Consider the following 18,287-nt stretch of genomic DNA (forward strand, 5'->3'; position numbering starts at 1 on the left):
ATTACTCTTCCGTGGATTACATGGAACCTGGGCCTAATATCGGACAGCCAGCGCCGTGCCCGGATGCGGGTAGGCACTCCATTGTAATCCGCAACGCCACTCATGGCCTAACGGGGCCCGGACCGCGGGCCGGCGACGGGGCCGGAATCCCGTGTCAGGCCACCTCCGGCGGCAACTCCAGGCTCGCGCCGGGAATGGCGGCCAGCAGCTCCTGCGTGTACCGCTGCTGCGGAGAATCGAAGACGCCGTCCGTGGTGCCGGCCTCCACCACCCTGCCCTTTTCCATCACGGTGACGTGGTCGGCGATCTGCCTGACCACGGCCAGGTCGTGCGTGATGAACAGGTAGCTCAGCCCCAGGTCCTGCTGCAGGCCCGCCAGCAAGTCCAGGATCTGGGCCTGGACCAGCACGTCCAGCGCGGAGACGGCCTCGTCGCAGATCACGACCTCGGGATCCAGGGCCAGCGCACGGGCGATGGCGACCCGTTGGCGCTGGCCCCCGGAGAGCTCGTTCGGGAACCGGCGCATGGCGGAGGCCGGAAGCGCCACCTGGTCCAGCAGCTGCCGGACCTTGGCTTCGCGGCTCTTGCGGTCGCCGATGTTGTGCACGCGCAGCGGCTCCTCGATGGTGCGGAAGATGTTGTACATGGGGTCCAGCGATCCGTAGGGATCCTGGAAGATCGGCTGGACCCGCCGACGGAAGGCCAGCAGGGCCTTGGCGTTGAGCCCGGTCATGTCCACGCCGTCGAAGACAATGCGGCCGCTGGTCGGCGACTCGAGGTTCAGGACCATCTTTGCCACCGTGGACTTGCCGGATCCCGACTCCCCCACCACCGCCATCGTGGTTCCGCGCTTGATATTGAAGGACACGTTGTCCACGGCGGTGAAGTCGGTGGACTTCCCAAACCCGCTGCGCAGTTTGAAGACCTTGGTCAGGTCCTTGACCTCGATGACATTGTCCGTGGCTTGGGCCTCCTGGCCGACCGGGGCCAGCAGTTCCGTGGTTTCGATGCCGGCGGCCTTCGCCGACTGGATCCGCCGCGAGGCCAGGGACGGCGCGGACTCGACCAGCCGCCGGGTGTAGGGGTGGCGCGGGTTCTGCAGTATCTGCAGGGCAGGACCCGACTCCACCACCCGGCCCTTGTACATCACCACCACCTTGCGGGCACGTTCGGCGGCCAGGCCCAGGTCATGCGTGATCAGCAGGACGGCGGTGCCGAGGTCCCGGGTCATCGATTCCAAGTGGTCCAGGATCTGGCGCTGCACCGTCACGTCGAGGGCCGAGGTGGGTTCGTCGGCAATCAGCAGCCGCGGCCGGCACGACAGGCCGATGGCGATCAGGGCGCGCTGGCGCATGCCGCCGGAAAACTCGTGCGGGAACTGCCGGGAACGGCTGGCGGCATCGGGCAACCCCGCCTCGGCCAGCACTTTGGCCACCGCGGCGTTATCGGACCGGAGCCCGTTGGCGCGCAGCGTTTCCCTGACCTGGAAGCCGATCTTCCACACCGGGTTGAGGTTGGACATGGGGTCCTGGGGCACCATGCCGATCGAATTGCCGCGCAGTTCCACGATCCGCTGGCTGCTGGCGCCGGCCAGGTCTTCCCCGGCGAAGACGATCTGCCCGCCGGAGACCCGGCCGTTCTCCGGGAGCAGGCCGATGGCCGCCAGCGCGGTGGTCGACTTGCCCGAGCCTGATTCGCCCACTATCGCCGCGGTCTCCCCCGGCATGACGGTCAGGTGGGCGTCTTTGACCGCTTCCACGTCGCCGGTGGACGTTCGAAACGTAATCGCCAGGTCTTTGATCTGCAGCAGGGGCGCGGCGCCCTCGACTTCGCGGATGTGCGTCATCGCTTCCTCGCCTTCGGGTCAAGTGCGTCGCGGAGGGCGTCGCCGAGCATGATGAAGCTCAGCACGGTGACCGACAGCGCCAGTGCCGGCCAGAGCAGGCTGGCCGGGTTGGAGCGCAGCGACACCTGGGCCGTGGAGATGTCATTGCCCCAGGACATCACGTCGGGCGGCAGCCCAATGCCCAAAAAGGACAGGGTGGCCTCGGCGACGATGAAGATGCCCAGGTTCACGGTCACCACCACGATGACGGGCGCCAGCGAGTTGGGAATGACGTGCTTGACCAGGGCGGCGAGCCTGGAGACGCCCAGCGACCGGGCCGCCGTGACGAAGTCGGCGTTCCGCACGGAAATGACAGCGCCCCGGGTGATGCGGGCCACCTGCGGCCAGCCGAAGACCACCAGCGTGATGACCACCGTCCAGACGTTGCGGTTGGCCCGGAACAACGGCAACTGCATGATGATGATGGCGCCCAGGATCAGCGGCAGCGCGAAGAAGACGTCGCCGATCCGGGCGATCACCGAGTCCAGCCAGCCGCCGTAGAACCCGGCGATGGCGCCGAGCGTCCCGCCGATCAGCAGGGCGCCGAGCGTGGCGAAGATACCCACCGTCAGCGACGCCTGGGTCCCGTAGATGATGCGCGAATAGACGTCGCAGCCCTGCTTGGTGAACCCCAGCGGGTGCCCGGGCGCCGGTCCGCCGTCGGAATTGGCCAGCAGGCAGTTTTGCGCCGGCGGCGTCTGGGTGAAGATCCACGGGAAGAGCGCCACGACGATGACCAGCACCAGCAGCAGCGCCGAGATGATGAAGAGCGGTTGTCTCCGCAGGTTCCGCCAGGCTTCGGCCCACAGGCTCAGCGGCTGGACATCCTCGTCGACCTTGTCGGTCGCCAGCAGCGGCGTTTCGTCCAGGGGCGCCACGAAATGCTCGATGGCCTGGTTGTCGCGTTCCAGCGGTTCTCTAGGCATAACGGATCCTCGGGTCGAGCCAGGCATAGAGCACGTCCACCAGCAGGTTGGCCAGAATGTACACGAGCACGAGCACGCTGACGATGGACACGATGGTGGGGCCCTCGCCCCGCAGCACCGACTGGTACAGGCGCTGGCCGACGCCGGGGACGTTGAAGATGCCCTCGGTCACGATGGCCCCGCCCATCAGGGCTCCGAGATCGGCGCCCAGGAACGTCACGACCGGGATCATCGAGTTCCGCAGGATATGCACGACGACGACCCGCGGCCGGGACAATCCCTTGGCCATCGCGGTGCGCACGTAGTCGGCGTTCATGTTCTCGATGATGGAGGTTCGGGTCAGGCGCAGCACGTAGGCCAGCGACACCAGGCCCAGCACGACGGCGGGGAGTATCAGGTCGGACCAGCCAGCCTGGGCGCCGACCGTGGGTCTGGCCCAGCCGAGCTTGACGCCGACGAGGAACTGCAGGACGAAACCGAGGACGAAAATCGGGATGGCGATGACGATCAGCGAGGCGACCAGCACGGTGCCGTCGAACATCCGGCCCTTCCGCAGCCCGGCGATCAATCCGAAGAGGATGCCGAAGACGGCTTCGAAGATCAGCGCGAGGATGGCGAGCCTGACCGTGACCGGGAAGATCTGGGCGAGCACCTCGGCGACGGGCCTGCCGGAGAAGTCGTTGCCGAGATTGAAGGTGACGAGGTTTTTCAGGTAGAGGACGTACTGGATGAGGAACGGCTGGTCCAGGTTGTACTGCGCCCGGAGCTGGGCGGCCACCGCGGGGTTGACGGCCCGGTCGCCGAACAGGGCCTGGATGGGATCACCCGGCAGCGAAAAAACGAGGAAATAGACCAGGAACGTGGCGCCGAAGAACACCGGGATCATCTGCAGGAAGCGGCGGAAGATGTACCAGAGCACTAGCTTCCTCCTTGCGCCCGGCGTGCCGCCAAGTGATGGATCATCAATCCTGCCTCTCGGTGGGATCGGGAGCTGGGGCGCGTTGCGGGGGCCCGGCCGTGGCCAGGCCCCGCAACGCCCGGGGTCACTTGCCGGTGATCCGGTGGTAGATCGGCACCCCGTTCCAGGCGGTGTCCACGTTGTCGACGACGGAACTCCAGCCGACCTGCCGGACCTGGTACCACAGCGGGATGGCGGGCAGGTCCCGCATCAGGATCTCCTGCGCCTCGTTGAAGATCTGGTTGCCCTCTTCCGGCGTGGCCGCCCCCAGCCCGTCACGCAGCTTCTGGTCGAATTCCTTGTTGGAGTAGTCGCCGTCGTTGGAACCCGCTCCGGTGCCGTACAGCGGGCCGAGGAAGTTGTACAGCGACGGGTAGTCGGCCTGCCAGCCGGCACGCGCGGCGCCGGTCATTTCCTTCGCCGTCACCTTGGTCCTCAGCTCGGGGAAGGTGGCGTACGACTCGAACTGGGCGTCGATGCCGAGCACGTTCTTCAGGCCGTTAACGACTGCTTCGATCCATTCCTTGTGGCCGCCGTCGGCGTTGGAAGCGATGGTGAATGTCTTGTCGCCCCACGGCTCGATCTTGTCGGCTTCCGCCCACAGCCGCTTGGCCTCCTCCTCGTTGTACTGCAGCACTTCGTTGCCCGGGATGCTGTCGCTGTAGCCGGTGAGCACGGGGGCGGTGAACTCGGTGGCCGGCTGCCGGCCGCCCTGGAAGATCACCTGGGTGATCTCGTCACGGTTGATCGCCATGGAGATGGCCTGGCGCCGCAGCTGCCCGGCCTCGCCGGTCCATTCGTCCAGGTACTGGGGAATGACGATGGTCTGGTTGCCGGCATACGGCTTTTCCAGCCAGCGGCCCTCGCCGAGGTCGGTCTTGAAGTTTGCCAGCGCGCTCGGCGGGATGGTGTCGAGCACGTCCAGGTTGTCCGAGAGCAGGTCCTGGTAGGCCGCCTCAAAGGACGAATAGAACTTAAAGGTGATCCCGCCGTTCTGCGGGGTCCGGGTGCCCTGGTAGTCCGGGTTCGGCACCAGCTCAATCTGCACGTCGTGCTGCCACGCGCCGTCGCCGCCCAGCATGTAGGGACCGTTCCCGACCGGGTTCTCCCCGAAGGCCTCCATGTCCTCGAAGGCCACGGGCGGCAGCGGCACGAAGGCCGTGTAGCCCAGGCGCAACGGCCAGTCGGATTCGGGCTGGCTCAAGGCCACGGTGAAGGTCGTGTCATCGACGACCTTGAGCCCGGACATCTCCTTCGTGGTCGCGCCCTCGGAGCTGACCTCGTCGTATCCTTCGATGCTTTCGAAGAAATAGGCACTCAGCTGGGCGTTCTCGACGGCGGCACCGTAGTTCCAGGCGTCCACGAAGGAGCTGGAGGTGACAGGGTCGCCGTTGGTGAACGTCTGGTCCGGCTTCAGGGTGATCGTGTAATTTTGCGAGTCCTCGGTCTCGATGGATTCCGCCACCTCGTTGACCGGTTTGCCCTCGGGATCGTAGCTGATCAGCCCCTCGAAGATGAGGTCAACCACGCGGCCGCCGCCGACCTCGTTGGTGTTGGTGGGGACCAGCGGGTTCTGCGGCTCGGTGCTGTTGGCCGTGATCACCGCCTCGGCATTGCCGCCGCCGGCCTCCGTGCCGCCGCCGCCGCCGCCACCGCCGCCCCCACAGGCCGTGACCGCGAGCGCTGCCGCGGCGGCCAGTCCAACCAGTCGGGATGTTCGAGCGAAACGCATGCCGCCTCCTCAGGTACCGTGCTCCATCCGGCGGCTTGTGACGCCGGACCTTTCCGCGCCGGCATGGATCTCAGCCGCGCGGGCTCAGGTGGCACCAGCATAGGCGCCAACTGTGACGCTGATAACAGGCCTTGCTTCCAATTGGGTTGCGATTTGGTGAAAAGAGGTGCTAACGCGGCCGCTGCCCAGGTTTCCGGGCCGGTGTGCCGGGACCGACACGGCCACGAACCCTACCGGGGCGACGGCAACGGACCGGTCTCGGTCCGCTCAGGACAGCTCGGCGAGCTTCGCTTTCCAGTAGGCACGCCAGTGGTCGAGCTGCTCGGTCGACTCGAGCCGTTCATGCTGCACTCCCACCGAGGACTTGCCCGAAGGCTTCTCATAAATATGCACGCTGACCCGGGAGCCGTCGGCCAAGCCGCAGCGCCAGTACCGCCACTTGGCGGTGTCGCTCAACTCGGGTCCGCGGGTGACCGCGATGCCCGAGAATTCCTCCGCCGCACCCACCACGGCCACCCACTTGTTCCGCGCCTCATCCATGCTTCCGGTGACGGTCTTGCTCACCGAGGTTTGGAACTCCCCGTCGCAGTCCTGGCCGGGCTGGCGCCGGCCGATCTGCTGTTCGTAGGCGACGGTGGCCGTCTGCGCCCACCAGCCGTTCGCGAGCCCCGACTCGTGCAAGGCAGCGGCGATCTCCTTGTGGCTGAGTTCCTTGGCGCCGATTCCGGCCAGGTACTCCTCCACCTCGGCCCAGCTGACGCCGATGCCCTTTTCGATCGCCTCGATATTCATGCTGCGTACCACTAAACCTCCTGGATTGCGCGATGGCCGGCGGCACCGTCGCGGCAGCGCACCGGCCAGGGGCGGCCAAGCCCCTGCCGCCATTTCATCATGGGCGGGGGCCCGGGCCCGTGGATGGCGGGCTTGCCGGTCTGTCAGTCGCCGGCGGCCAGCAGCTGGGCGCGCAGCTCGCGGCGCTCGCGCTGCTTTTCCGGATCGGGCAACGGCACTGCCGCCAGCAGCCGCTGGGTGTACAGTTCCTGCGGGTTGCGCAGGATCTCGTCCCGGGTGCCCTGCTCAACGATCCGGCCGTGGCGCATCACGCAAATGCGGTCCGCGAGCACGTCGATGACAGCCAGGTCGTGGGTGACGAACAGGCAGGCGAAGCCCAGTTCCTGTTGCAGGTTCTGGAACAGGTCCAGCACGGTGGCCTGGACCGACACGTCCAGCGCGGAGGTGGGTTCGTCCGCCACCATCAGCTTCGGCTCCAGCGACAGTGCCCGGGCGATGCCCACGCGCTGCTTCTGGCCACCGGAGAGTTCGTGCGGATAGCGGTTGCGGTACGCGCGCGGCAGCTCCACCTGGTCCAGCAGCGCCTCGATCTTCCGCTGCAGGGCGGCACCCTTGGCGACACCGGCGAGGTACATCGGTTCGCCGATGCTCTCTCCGATCGGCAGCCGGGGGTTCAGCGAGGACGACGGGTCCTGGAACACCATGCCCACGTGGCGGCGCAGCGCGTGCAGTTGCTTGGGCCGGGCGCCGGCGATCTCGTGGCCCACCACCCGCAGGGAGCCCTCCGCGACGGGCAGCAGTCCCACGGCGGCGCGGCCGATCGTGGTCTTGCCCGATCCGGATTCTCCGACCAGCCCGACCACCTGTCCCGGATAGATGGACAGGTTGGCCCCCTCCACGGCGCGGAAGGCGGGCACCCGGCCCTGTTTGGGATATTCGATGGCCACATTGGTCAGCTGGAGCACGGGGTCGCCCTTGGCCGATTCATGGCGTGAGTGCGCCAGGGCTTCGGCGTTTTCGCGTTCGCGCCGCTGCAGCTCGGTCTCGTCGATGCTCAGCGAGACCCCGGTGGCGGCGGCCAGCGCCGCCGTGAGGTCGACTTCCGTTCCGTCCTCGGGGCGCCCGCCCAGGTGCGGCACGGCGGCCAGCAAGGCCTGCGTGTATTCGTGCCGGGGGTTCTTGAAGATTTCCAACGCGGTGCCGGCCTCCACGATGCGGCCGCGGCGCATCACGGCGATCTTGTCGGCCAGGTCGGCGACCACGCCCATGTCGTGGGTGATCAGCACGATGGCGCTGTCCAGTTTGTTGCGCAGGTTGCGCATCAGGTCCAGGATTTCGGCCTGGACGGTAACGTCCAGGGCGGTGGTGGGCTCATCGGCGATCAGCAGTTTGGGGTCGCAGGAGAGCGACTGCGCGATCATGGCGCGCTGGCGCTGGCCGCCGGACAGCTGGTGCGGGTAGGACCGGAAGGCCTTTTCCGGGTCGGGCAGCTCGACGAGCTCCAGCAGCCGCAGTGCCCGCTTCTTCGCCTCGCTGGGCGAGATGGCATAGTGCAGCCGCAGCGTTTCCACGATCTGGAACCCGATGGTGTACACCGGGTTCATCGCCGTCATGGGTTCCTGGAAGATCACGGCGACGTCCTTGCCGCGCACCTGCCGGAGCTTGGCGCTGCTGAGGCCCAGGATCTCCCGGCCGTTGAGCTTGACGCTTCCGGTGGCACGGCTGTTGGCCGGGAGCAGGCCCAGCAACGCCATCGAGCTGGCGCTCTTGCCGGAACCGGATTCGCCCACGATCGCCAGGACCTCGCCGGCCTTGACATCGTAGGTGAGGCCAATCGCGGCCGGCACCCACTCCTTGTCCACGCCAAAATCCACGCTGAGGTTGGTGACCTCCAGGACGGGTGGTGTTCCGCCGGCCGTCTCCAGTTTTCCTGCCGGCAGCGTCGGATCGATGATTTCAGTCATAGCTGGTCTTTCCCTTCCAACCTGTCGCAGTTGGTTGTGGCTACTGGAGAACCGGTACCCGGTCCTGAAACTATGGGGGCATGACAACGTCTGCTGCCGCCGGCACCACGGTCTTCCGTCCGCGCTCCGCGACCTGGTTCACGGGAAGCGTCTGGGCGATCGTGGCGGTCAGCCTGGCGTCCTCGGTGCTGACGCACGGCCCGGGCAGCCTGCTCGACTCCTGGCCGCTGCTCGCTATTGCCTATCTGACCTGGTGGCTGGCCTGGTATCCCGCCGTCGTTATCGGCGACGACGGCGTGGTGTTGCGCAACCCCGTGCGGACCGTCTCCGTGCCCTGGGGAGCCCTGGCGACGGTGGACACCAAGTATGCGCTGACGTTGGTTACCCCGCGCCGCAAGTACACCTCGTGGGCGGCACCGGCTCCCGGCATGTTCGGCGTCCACCGCGCCCGCGCCGATCACGTCCAGGGGCTTCCGGAGACCACCTACGGGCCGGCGCAGTCGGTCCGCCCCGGCGATCTCGCGAACACCGATTCCGGGGCAGCCGCGTACTACGTCCGCAAGCGCTGGGCGGAGCTGCTGGCTGCTGGCAGCATCAGCATCGGAGATGCCGACAACGTCCCGGTGGGACGGACACCGAACTGGGCGGTCCTCGCCGTCGGGACGGCGCTCGCGGTACTCAGCGTCGTAACGCTGGCCCGCTGAGCCGGGCCTCACGGGGCCGGGCAGGCGACGGGTGCCCATCCTAGACACCCGTCGTCGCGGTGGTTCCGGTCTCGGGGTGCGCGGAAACCGCTGCCGCCTTCGCCCGCTTGGCATTGAACTTCTTCTGCCGCGGGTCGAACGCGTCGCGCAGTCCGTCGCCGATGAAGTTGATGCACAGGCAGATGGCCACGATGAACATGCCCGGCCACCAGAACAGCCACGGGCGGGTCTGGAACGCTTCCTGGTTCTGGCTGATCAGCAGGCCCAGCGAGACGTCCGGTGCCTTCACGCCCAGGCCCAGGTAGGACAGGCTGGTCTCCAGCAGGATCGCCGCCGACATGCTCAGGGTCACCGAGACGATGATGACGCCCACGGCATTAGGCAGGATGTGCTTGAAGATGATCCGGGCGCTGGAGGCGCCGGCGATCCGTGCGGCGTCGACGAATTCGCGCTCGCGCAGGGACAGGAATTCCGCCCGGACCAGTCGGGCCAGGCCGGTCCAGATCACGCAGCCGACGAACAGGCCCAGGAAATACGGCTGGATGCCGGGCCCGACGGCCCGCCCGGCGACCTGGCCGAGCACCGCCGCGATGATGATCAGCGGGATGACGATGACGACGTCGGTCAGCCGCATCAGCACCGCTTCGACCCAGCCGCGGAAGTAGCCGGCGAGTGCGCCGATGACCACCCCGATGGCGCCGCCGACCAGGCCGATGATGAACATTACCGCCACGGAGATCTGTATGCCGCGCATGGTCTGGGCGAAAGTATCGCGGCCCAGCCGGTCCTGTCCGAACGGATGTTCGCCCAGGCTGAAGGGGAACAGTTGCAGGGTGGGCGCTCCCGAGTTCACCATGTCGTTGACGCCGTTGTGCGTGTACTTCCACCAGCCGGGCAGGCCGAACATCCCGCTGGACGAATAGGCGATCAGCAGGATCAGGCCAAAGACCACCAGGCTGACGACGGCAGCCGTATTGCCGATGAAGCGCCTGCGGACGATCTGGCCCTGGCTGAGGCCGGCCTTGTTCTCGTTGGTGGCTGCGACGGGTTTCGTTGCTGTGGCGCTCATGCCTTTACCCTCACTCGCGGATCAAGCGCGGAGTAGACCAGGTCCGCGACAAGGTTGAAGACCAGTGCCAGGATGCCGGTGATGAGGAAGACACCCATCACCGGATTCGGGTCGACCCTTTGCAGCGCCTGGATAAACAGCTGCCCCATGCCGGCGAACGCGAACACCTGCTCGGTGATCACCGCGCCGCCGATCAGCCCGCCGATGTCGAAGGCGACGATCGTGGCGATCGGAATCAGCGCGTTGCGGAACGCGTGGCGCATGACCACGGTGCGCTCGCCCAGGCCCTTGGCCCGGGCGGTGCGTATGTAGTCCATGTTCATGATCTCCAACATTGACGACCGCGAGTAGCGGCTGTACGACGCCAGGGAAATCAGCAGCAGCGCGACGGTGGGCAGCAGCAGGTGGGTGAACGTGTCGAGGCCGTGGACCCAGTAGTCGCCCTTCAGGTTCGGCGTTTCCGAGCCGATGGTGGCGATGGGCCGCTGGTTGACACGCCCGTTGGTGAAGTAGGCGGGCCATGCCTGCATGAAGCGGTCGAGCGCGATGAGGCATCCGACCAGGAAGGAGGTTATCGCCGCGGCATTCATGCTCTGGCGGCGGTCATAGCCGCCCATCAACCAGCCGACCGCGAGCCCGACCAGGACGGCGGCAAGGGCCAGCAGGAAGATCATCAGCCCGGTGGCCTGGGCGAGGAGCGGCTGGATCGGGAAGTAGATGATCACGCCGATGCCGACGCTGATGAGCGCAGAGTAGAGCGCCTTGCGGTTCTTCAGGCCCGCGGCCAGCAGGGTGATGCCGAAGGCGATGCCGACGCCGCTGATGGCGATAACCACCAGGCCGAGCCCGGGAGTCTTGAACCACTGGGTGACCGACAGACCCCAGAACACTGCGGCAGCCAGCAGGAAACCGATTCCGGCGGCGCCCAATTTCCGTTTGTAGCTGCCGTTGGCGCAGACGAACCACACGGCCGCGCTGACCAACCCGATGATGAGGATGGATTGCAGCGGTATGTCGGGGTTTTTCAGGAAGTTATTGAATCCAATGGCACCGAATTCTTTCAGCAGGACGGCTACCCAGAAAACGGGAAGTGAAAAGAATAGGAACGCCATGAAGGTGATGCCGTAATCCAGGGCGCTGTACTGGCGCAGTGCCGAAACAATGCCCAGGGAAACTCCAATGATGATGGCGAGGACTGTTGCCGCCGTGACCAGCAGAATGGTCATGCCCATGGCCCGGCCCAGTTCGACGGTGACCGGCTGGCCGTTGACGGCATAGCCCAGGTCGCACTGCGCCACGAACGGGACGACGCACTTGGCGGCGCCTGCCAGCCAGCCGAAGTACCGGATGGGTGCCGGTGTGCCCAGGTCGAGCAGCGCGATGCGCTGCTGCATGAGCTGCTCCTTGTTCGCGGCATTGCTTTCCCGGAGGTCGTGCAGGGGATCACCCGACAGCGCCGTCAACTGATAGACCAGGAAAGAGGCACCTAGGAGAATGAGCACGGCGGTGAATAACCGCCGTACAATGTAGGTCACCATAGCGTTTTTAACCTCGTTGGTATGTGTCTGCGGATCTTGTGGATCCGGCATTTTCACAGTGAGTGTAATGCAGGTTACACACGAGCGGAATTTGGGAAATCCCAATCACTTATGCGGGCAAATCCGGTGGTAAATGGCGCAAGGCGCCGGGACCGTGGTACTCAAGGTCCCGACGCCTTGCATGCTATCTGCCGAGGAACAGGCGGGGCGGTTACTTAACCTTCCACTCCCAGAAGTTCCACCAGACGCCGGTCTGGTTCGGCATGTACTTCACACCGTCGATGCGGTCGCTGTTGTAGGCATCGATGCCGACCGGCTGGAACAGCGGCAGGCCGTAGAACGAATCCCAGACGATCTTGTCGATCTGCTTGATGAGTTCGTCCTGCTTCTCCGGCTCCGTGGTGACGATCAGCTCGTCCATCAGGGCGTCGGCTTCCTTGCTCGAGAAACCGTTGTAGTTGGAGTCGGCCTTGGTGCGGAAGATCTGCGGCACGCCGCTGACGCCCACGCCCGGGGAGATCCAGCCGAAGATGGTGGCATCGTAGGTGCCGCCGCCCAGGGCCGAGCCCCAGTCGGAGCCGCCCAGGCCGCCGTCGACGATCTTGAAGCCGGCCTTGGAGGCGGATTCCTCGATCAGCGTGAAGGCGTCCACGCGGTTGGGGTTGTCCTTGTTGTACATAATCCGGACCTCGGGCGTGGCGCCGGCCAGCAGCTCCTTGGCACCCTCGATGTCGGCTTCCTGGTAGTTCTCGGAGCCGTTGTTGGCGGCGGAGTCCTCGTACCCGGCCTGCGCCGGCACGAAGAACTGGGAATCCAGCGGCTTGGCCTCCGGATCCAGCGGAGCCATCAGGCGGTCGACGATGGCCTTGCGCGGCACGGCCTTCATGAACGCTTCGCGGACGTTGGCTTCCTTGAAGACGCCCGAGAAGTTCAGGTCGATGTGGTCATAGGAGAGCTGCTCGCCGCGGTTGACGGTCACGCCCTCCAGCCCTTCGAGCAGTTCCACGGTGTCGGCGGACGCCTGCGGGGCGATGATGTCCACTTCGCCGTTCTTCAGCGCCTGGACCTGATCGGGAGCGGCGCCGATGTAGCGGATGGTGATTTCCTCCACGTTCGGCATCGGTCCGAATTCGTAGGCCTCGTTGCGTACCAGGGTCATGGACTGATCAGGAGTGATGCTGTCCACGATGAACGGGCCGGTGGAGAGGTAGAGGCTGGCGTCCGACGGGAGGGTCTTGCTGTCGAAACCGGTGTTCCAGAAATCGGCGACGGCCTTGAGCTCTTTGTTCTCGGCCGGCTTGTCCGGGTTGCCCTTGGGGCTCTCGCTGATCAGGTCGACCAGTGCCTGCTCGTCTGCCAGTCCGGCCTTCTCGGCCACCACGTGGGCCGGGCTGTCCAGGACACCGTAGGAGATCTCCCAGTCGGCGAACGGCTTGGAGTACTTCAGCGTAATGGAGCGGCCGTCGTCGCTGATCTCGGGCTTGTCGGTCAGGCCCAGGCCGGAGGTGTCGCCGGCGTAGGAGAAGTAGGCAGTGCCCTTGTCGACTTCACCCTCGTCGTTGTAGGTGGCATCGTCGAAATGGCCGGAGTAGACGGCCCAGGCGAGCAGCAGGTCGCCGGCGTCGACCGGGTTGCCGTCCGACCAAGCGACGCCCTCGTTGACCGTGTACTTGATGGTCAGCGGGTCTTCGCTGACCTTCTCGTAGGTGCCGAATTCTTCGTTCTTGACCACGTTGAGTTCGTTGTCGATGTAGTTGAAGTCCGCGTGGGTCAGGTACGAGATCTTCGAGTTGATATCGACGTTGCCGACGGCCGTGTCCGAGTTGAAGGAGCTGAAGGCGTTCACTTCAGCGACGCTGATGGAACCACCGGCTCCAGCCGCGGTGGAATCGCCTGTGCCCTCGGGGGAATTTCCGCCACCCGAAGTCGCGCAGGCGCTCAGGGCCAGGGCTGCAACAGCCGCGACCCCGATAGCTTTGGAAGTACGTCCGAAACGCATTCCGCCTCCTTGTTTCTGTCTTTGGAAGGTCCCCTGCAGTGCTGCAGGGGACGGACATAGACCGCGTCGCCTGAAGTTCAACGAGCTTCCCGCCGAACGTGGCATGTCTCACACGCAATAGAGCGTAAACCGGAACCCCTCGGCTTGGGTATAAAAACTTCGCTTCATATCCGGTTGTTACCGAGATGCAACCTTAAAACCACGGGCCGCCACGGGGCGAAAACTTTGACCCCGGGCGGGAGTCGGGGCCGGATGCCCGGAAACACGGCGATCCCGGCCTGTTGGAGGGCTGGGGGCACCGCCGGAAACGGTTGCCTCAGACAAGTTTCAGTTATCGGCGGCTAACCGATTCGTGTCCGGGTCGCCGACCGCCGCGGCCCCTTAGCCCGTCGATTGGGCCCGCCGCACGAGGGTCCGCTGGCCGGAGTCGAGCCGTCGTGTCCAACCACGTGCGTCGAGGTGTTCGAGCAGCGGGATGACCACCCGCCTGGTGGTGCCCAGAGCCCGGCGTGCCTCACTGGCCGTGAAGGGCTCGGGCAGGCGGGCCAGTTCCCGCATCGCCAGGGCGGGCGCCTGCGGAAGCAGCACAACCCCGCCGGCAAACCGGAGCAGGCGCCCGCTGCGTTCGGCGGCGGCGAGTTCACGGTTGCCGAGACCCAGGGCCCTCAGGTCGTGGGCTTCGGGGGCGGCGAAGGGTTCGGATCTGAGGCGGCGCTCCAGCGTGCTGACCGCGTCCTCGGCGGCGCCGAGGCCGCCGTGCCGGCCTGGCAGCCGGACGTATCCGCCGACCTGTTCCAGCCCGGCCTCCCGGACGGCCGCGTCGAGAACCGCGTTTCCTGCCGGTCCGAGCAGGTCAACGGCGGCTCCGCGGGAGAGGCCGGCCGCCAGCGGGTCCCGCTCCCCCAGTTCCAGCACTGCGGCCCGAAGCCGCCGCCGCCAGTCGTCGAAGACGGTTGCGTGCACCCACCACTCGCCGAACGCCCGGACGTCGCCGGGGACCTTGTTGGGCGCCGAGACGCCCATCCGGCGGAGGTGTTCACTGCGGACGGCACCACGGCGGGCCACCTCGATGAGCGCGTCGCCGGCGGGAGGCATCGCCGTCAGGCTTTCGGCGCGCCTGGCGCTGTCCCCGCGGCGGTCGAGCGCGGGCGGGTCGACGTCGAGGACTTGGACTCCGGCCAGCACCGACCGGCTGCCGTCGGCCCGCAGCACCAGGCGGTCCCCGACCGCGAGCGGGAGCCGCCAGTCGAGGGTCAGCCGGGCGTGGTCCTCGTTGAACGGGCGCACCCGGCACGGCACGGCTGCGGTGCCGATGTGGGCGAGCAGGTGCCGCGGCCCGTCGGGGAACGCCGCGCCCATCGTGCGGCGGACGTCGATGCCGTCCACGAGGAGCCAGGCGTCTTCGGACAGGAGGACGTCGCCGCGACGGATGCCGCCGGCGGCCATGCCGCGCACATTGACGCCGACCCGGTTGCTCGGACCAATGGTCGGAAAGGCTTCGTTGCGGCTGTGCAGGCCCCGGACCGACACCGGCCGGAGGCTGCCGTGGCCCGCGAGCTGCAAGCGGTCGCCCACGGCCAGGCAGCCGGCTGTCAGCGTTCCGGTCACTACCGTTCCCGCGCCGCTGATCGTGAAGGATCGGTCGATCCACAACCGCACGCGGCCCGAGGGGTCGGTTGCGGGGAGGGAGGACAGGGTCGTATCCAGTACCTTGCGCAGCTCGTCGAGGCCGGCTCCCGTGACCGCGGACACGGCGACCGCCGGCGCGTCGCGCAGCCCGGTGCCCGCCAGCTCCGCCCGCACCCGCGCGAGGACCTCGTCGGCCCGGCCCGGGGCGCGGTCGCTGCGGGTCAGCACCACCAGCCCGTGGTTGATGCCCAGCGCCGCGACGGCGTCCCGGTGGTCGCTGGATTGGGCCTGCCAGCCTTCGTCCGCGGCGACGACGAAACACACGGCGGGAACGGGGCCGAGCCCGGCCAGCATATTGCCCAGGAACTTCTCGTGCCCGGGCACGTCCACGAGCGCCACGTCCCTGCCCGACGGGAGCACGGTCCAGGCAAAACCCAGGTCGATGGTCAGGCCGCGGCGCCGTTCCTCGGCCCAGCGGTCGGGCTCCATTCCGGTGAGCGCGCGCACGAGGGTGCTTTTGCCGTGATCGACGTGTCCCGCGGTGGCCACCACGAACATGTCAGGAGCCCGTGGTTCGCTGCTGGTCGTCGATATGCGCCAGCGCCGAGCGCACGGCGGCGGCGAGCCGCTCGTCGTCGGCCTCGGGCACGCAGCGCAGGTCCACCAGGCACGCACCGCGGTGGACCCGGGGCAACACCACGGGGTCGCCCGTCCGCAGCCGTCGGGCGGCCCCTTCGGGCAGCCGGACGGCCCACCCGGGCAGCGGCACCCCGGGCGCTCCCCCGCCGCCGACCCTGCCGTCGTGCTCCACCACACGGCCGCCGGCGCTGGCCGCCAGGCGCTCCGTGCGCTGCCGCAGCCGGCCGGGATCGGCGTGCAGGGCCGCCGCCACCGGCGACTGTTCTCCGGTGAGCGTCGCCTCCACCGCGGCCAGCGTCAGTTTGTCTGCCCGCATCGCCCGCGCGAGCGGATGGCGGGCCAGCCGGGTGATGACCGCGGCCCGGCCCAAAAGCAGTCCCGCCTGGGGGCCGCCGAAAAGCTTGTCACCGCTGGCGATGACGACGTCGGCGCCGGCGGCGAGCGCACCGGAGATGTCCGGTTCCCGGGGCAGCACCGGGTCTGGTTGGAGCAGGCCGCTGCCCAGATCCACGACCAGCGGGATCCGGTGTTCCTCGGCCAGGGACCGGAGCCGGCCGATGCCGACGTCCGCGGTGAACCCGCTGACCCGGAAATTGCTCGGGTGCACCTTGAGCAGGCAGCCGGTCTGCGCGCCGATCGCCGAGGCGTAGTCCTCCAGGTGCGTCCGGTTGGTGGTGCCCACCTCGCGCAGCCGGGCACCGGTCGATTCAATCAGCTCGGGAAGCCTGAAGCCGGCCCCGATCTCGACGAGCTCGCCGCGACTGATGACCACTTCGCGGGACCCGGCCAGGGCGGTAGTGGCCAGCACCAGGGCCGCGGCGCCGTTGTTGACCACCAGCGCTTCCTCGGCGGCCGGGCAGGCGTCCAGCAAAGCCTGCCGCGCACCGGCCCCGCGCCGGGACCGTCCGCCGGTCGGCAGATCCATCTCGACGTCGACATAGCCGGCCGCCGACAGCACCGCCTGGCGTGCGGACGCGGAGAGCGGAGCGCGTCCCAGATTCGTGTGGACGATGACGCCGGTGGCGTTCAGCACCGGCCGCAACGAGCTGGCCGTGCGGGAAGCCACCGCGGTCAGAACCGTCGCCTCGACGTCTTCCGGGGCAAGGTCGCCGCGGCGCGCCTGGTCCTGCACCTCCCTGACGGTGGAACGGATGACGTCGTCGCCGAGGCGCACGCGTGCGTGGAGAAGTTCCGGGTGGGCGAGCAGCTGGTCGGTGCGCGGAATGTGCCGGCGCGGGTCGTTCTGGCCCACGGCCCTCCTTCCGGGTCACCTTCAGCTGTGCAGCTGGCGGAAGCGGACGGGAATCGAACCCGCCAGGCCGAGGTACTCGGCCTCACCGGTTTTGAAGACCGGGGGGCCCACCAGGACCCGGACGCCTCCACGAGCATGGTAACACCGGCCCGCCGCTCCTATGCTGTGACCATGAACGGGATCACCGGCGTCGCAGAAGAGTCCGCAGCAGCAGTCCGGCTCACGGGATATGCACACGGCGGAGGGTGCGCCTGCAAGATTCCGCCCGGCGAGCTCGAGGACGTGGTCCGCGGCCTGACCGGCCAAACCAACCCCGACGTCCTGGTGGGGCTCGACGAGGGCGACGACGCCTCCGCCGTGCGGGTCGGCGGGGACCTCGCGGTGCTCTCGACGGCGGACTTCTTCCCTCCCGTGGTCGACGACGCGTATGACTGGGGCCGGATCGCGGCGGCGAACGCCCTCTCGGACATCTATGCCATGGGCGGCCGTCCGGTCAGCGCGATCAACCTGGTCGGCTGGCCCCGTGACGTCCTGCCGATGGAACTGCTGACCGAGGTGCTGCGGGGCGGGCTCGCCGTGGGGTCCGGGGCGGGCTGTCCGGTGACGGGCGGGCACTCGGTGGACGACCCGGAACCGAAGTACGGGATGGCGGTGACCGGCATCGCCGATCCCGGCAAGCTGATGCGCAATGACGCGGCCCGGCCCGGGCTGCCCCTCACGCTCACCAAGCCGATCGGCCTCGGTCTGCTCAACAACCGGCACAAGAGGACCGGGGAGGTCTTCGATGAGGCGGTGGCGGTGATGACGCAGCTGAACCGGGAGGCCGCGGACGCGGCGGTGCGCGGCGGCGTCCGCGCGGCGACCGACGTCACCGGGTTCGGCCTCCTCGGGCACCTCTACAAGATGTGCCGCGCCTCCGGCGTGGGTGCGGTCATCGACCGGAAGGCCGTGCCGCTCGTCGCCGGCGCGCGGGAGGCGCTGCGGGACGGCTACATCTCCGGCGGCACCCGGCGCAACCTCGAATGGGTCCGCCCGCACCTGCGGCCGGGGGCAGGCATCACGGAGGATGACCTGCTGCTGCTGGCCGACGCGCAGACTTCCGGCGGATTGCTCGTGGTCGGGGAACTGCCCGGGCACCCGGTGGTGGGGCAGACCGTTCCGGGACCCGGGATCGAGGTGCGCTAGATCCGCGGCCGGCCG

At 67.6% G+C, this 18,287-nt stretch carries 13 protein-coding genes and 1 tRNA gene; 2 read left to right on the top strand and 12 right to left on the bottom strand.

The genetic code is table 11. The features are described 5' to 3' along the window. Nucleotides 1-154: 154 nt before the first annotated feature. The 6 genes from AC5RVG_RS02380 to AC5RVG_RS02405 all read right to left on the bottom strand — a co-directional run bounded on the left by AC5RVG_RS02380 (nucleotide 155) and on the right by AC5RVG_RS02405 (nucleotide 8,257). A complete protein-coding gene (locus AC5RVG_RS02380; RefSeq protein WP_494012585.1) occupies nucleotides 155-1,846 on the bottom strand; it encodes a dipeptide ABC transporter ATP-binding protein in 1,692 nt (563 codons plus the stop codon). Beyond that, nucleotides 1,843-2,811, bottom strand: a complete 969-nt coding sequence (locus AC5RVG_RS02385; protein ID WP_494000312.1) for an ABC transporter permease — start codon at nucleotides 2,809-2,811, stop codon at nucleotides 1,843-1,845. The genes AC5RVG_RS02380 and AC5RVG_RS02385 overlap by 4 nt, the downstream gene beginning before the upstream one ends. Further along, nucleotides 2,804-3,730 carry an ABC transporter permease gene (locus tag AC5RVG_RS02390; protein WP_494000313.1) on the bottom strand — a complete coding sequence of 309 codons (927 nt, stop codon included), beginning with the start codon at nucleotides 3,728-3,730 and terminating at the stop codon, nucleotides 2,804-2,806. The genes AC5RVG_RS02385 and AC5RVG_RS02390 overlap by 8 nt, the downstream gene beginning before the upstream one ends. A gap of 124 nt (nucleotides 3,731-3,854) precedes the next feature. After that, nucleotides 3,855-5,501, bottom strand: coding sequence for a peptide ABC transporter substrate-binding protein (locus AC5RVG_RS02395; protein ID WP_494012586.1), 1,647 nt, complete (start codon nucleotides 5,499-5,501; stop codon nucleotides 3,855-3,857). A gap of 267 nt (nucleotides 5,502-5,768) precedes the next feature. Next, nucleotides 5,769-6,305, bottom strand: coding sequence for a hypothetical protein (locus AC5RVG_RS02400; RefSeq protein ID WP_494012587.1), 537 nt, complete (start codon nucleotides 6,303-6,305; stop codon nucleotides 5,769-5,771). 131 nt (nucleotides 6,306-6,436) lie between these two features. Then, nucleotides 6,437-8,257, bottom strand: a complete 1,821-nt coding sequence (locus tag AC5RVG_RS02405) for an ABC transporter ATP-binding protein (protein ID WP_494012588.1) — start codon at nucleotides 8,255-8,257, stop codon at nucleotides 6,437-6,439. Nucleotides 8,258-8,337: 80 nt separating this feature from the next. Here AC5RVG_RS02405 and AC5RVG_RS02410 point away from each other — a divergent pair, with 80 nt between their 5' ends. Next, nucleotides 8,338-8,961 carry a PH domain-containing protein gene (locus AC5RVG_RS02410; protein ID WP_494012589.1) on the top strand — a complete coding sequence of 208 codons (624 nt, stop codon included), beginning with the start codon at nucleotides 8,338-8,340 and terminating at the stop codon, nucleotides 8,959-8,961. A gap of 40 nt (nucleotides 8,962-9,001) precedes the next feature. On the opposite strand, the gene AC5RVG_RS02415 is transcribed toward AC5RVG_RS02410, so the two are convergent. From AC5RVG_RS02415 to AC5RVG_RS02440, 6 genes are all read right to left on the bottom strand, one after another. Continuing rightward, nucleotides 9,002-10,030 carry an ABC transporter permease gene (locus AC5RVG_RS02415; RefSeq protein ID WP_494000318.1) on the bottom strand — a complete coding sequence of 343 codons (1,029 nt, stop codon included), beginning with the start codon at nucleotides 10,028-10,030 and terminating at the stop codon, nucleotides 9,002-9,004. Further along, complete coding sequence (locus tag AC5RVG_RS02420) at nucleotides 10,027-11,568, bottom strand: ABC transporter permease (RefSeq protein WP_494012590.1); 1,542 nt, start codon at nucleotides 11,566-11,568, stop codon at nucleotides 10,027-10,029. Before AC5RVG_RS02420 ends, AC5RVG_RS02415 begins: the two co-directional genes overlap by 4 nt. Before the next feature lie 211 nt (nucleotides 11,569-11,779). Then, on the bottom strand, nucleotides 11,780-13,567 hold the full coding sequence (locus tag AC5RVG_RS02425) for an ABC transporter family substrate-binding protein (protein ID WP_494000320.1): 1,788 nt from the start codon (nucleotides 13,565-13,567) through the stop codon (nucleotides 11,780-11,782). Nucleotides 13,568-13,948: 381 nt separating this feature from the next. Next, nucleotides 13,949-15,754 (bottom strand): selenocysteine-specific translation elongation factor, encoded by a 1,806-nt coding sequence (gene selB / locus AC5RVG_RS02430; RefSeq protein WP_494012591.1) that lies wholly within the window; start codon nucleotides 15,752-15,754, stop codon nucleotides 13,949-13,951. A gap of 1 nt (nucleotide 15,755) precedes the next feature. After that, nucleotides 15,756-17,087, bottom strand: a complete 1,332-nt coding sequence (gene selA / locus AC5RVG_RS02435) for an L-seryl-tRNA(Sec) selenium transferase (protein WP_494012592.1) — start codon at nucleotides 17,085-17,087, stop codon at nucleotides 15,756-15,758. A gap of 34 nt (nucleotides 17,088-17,121) precedes the next feature. Next, nucleotides 17,122-17,216 (bottom strand) — tRNA-Sec (locus AC5RVG_RS02440). A gap of 42 nt (nucleotides 17,217-17,258) precedes the next feature. Here AC5RVG_RS02440 and selD point away from each other — a divergent pair. Continuing rightward, the gene (gene selD, locus AC5RVG_RS02445) at nucleotides 17,259-18,272 is read left to right on the top strand and encodes a selenide, water dikinase SelD (RefSeq protein ID WP_494012593.1); all 1,014 of its coding nucleotides are present in this window, start codon (nucleotides 17,259-17,261) and stop codon (nucleotides 18,270-18,272) included. Nucleotides 18,273-18,287: the final 15 nt, after the last annotated feature.

Source organism: Arthrobacter senegalensis (assembly GCF_059091765.1).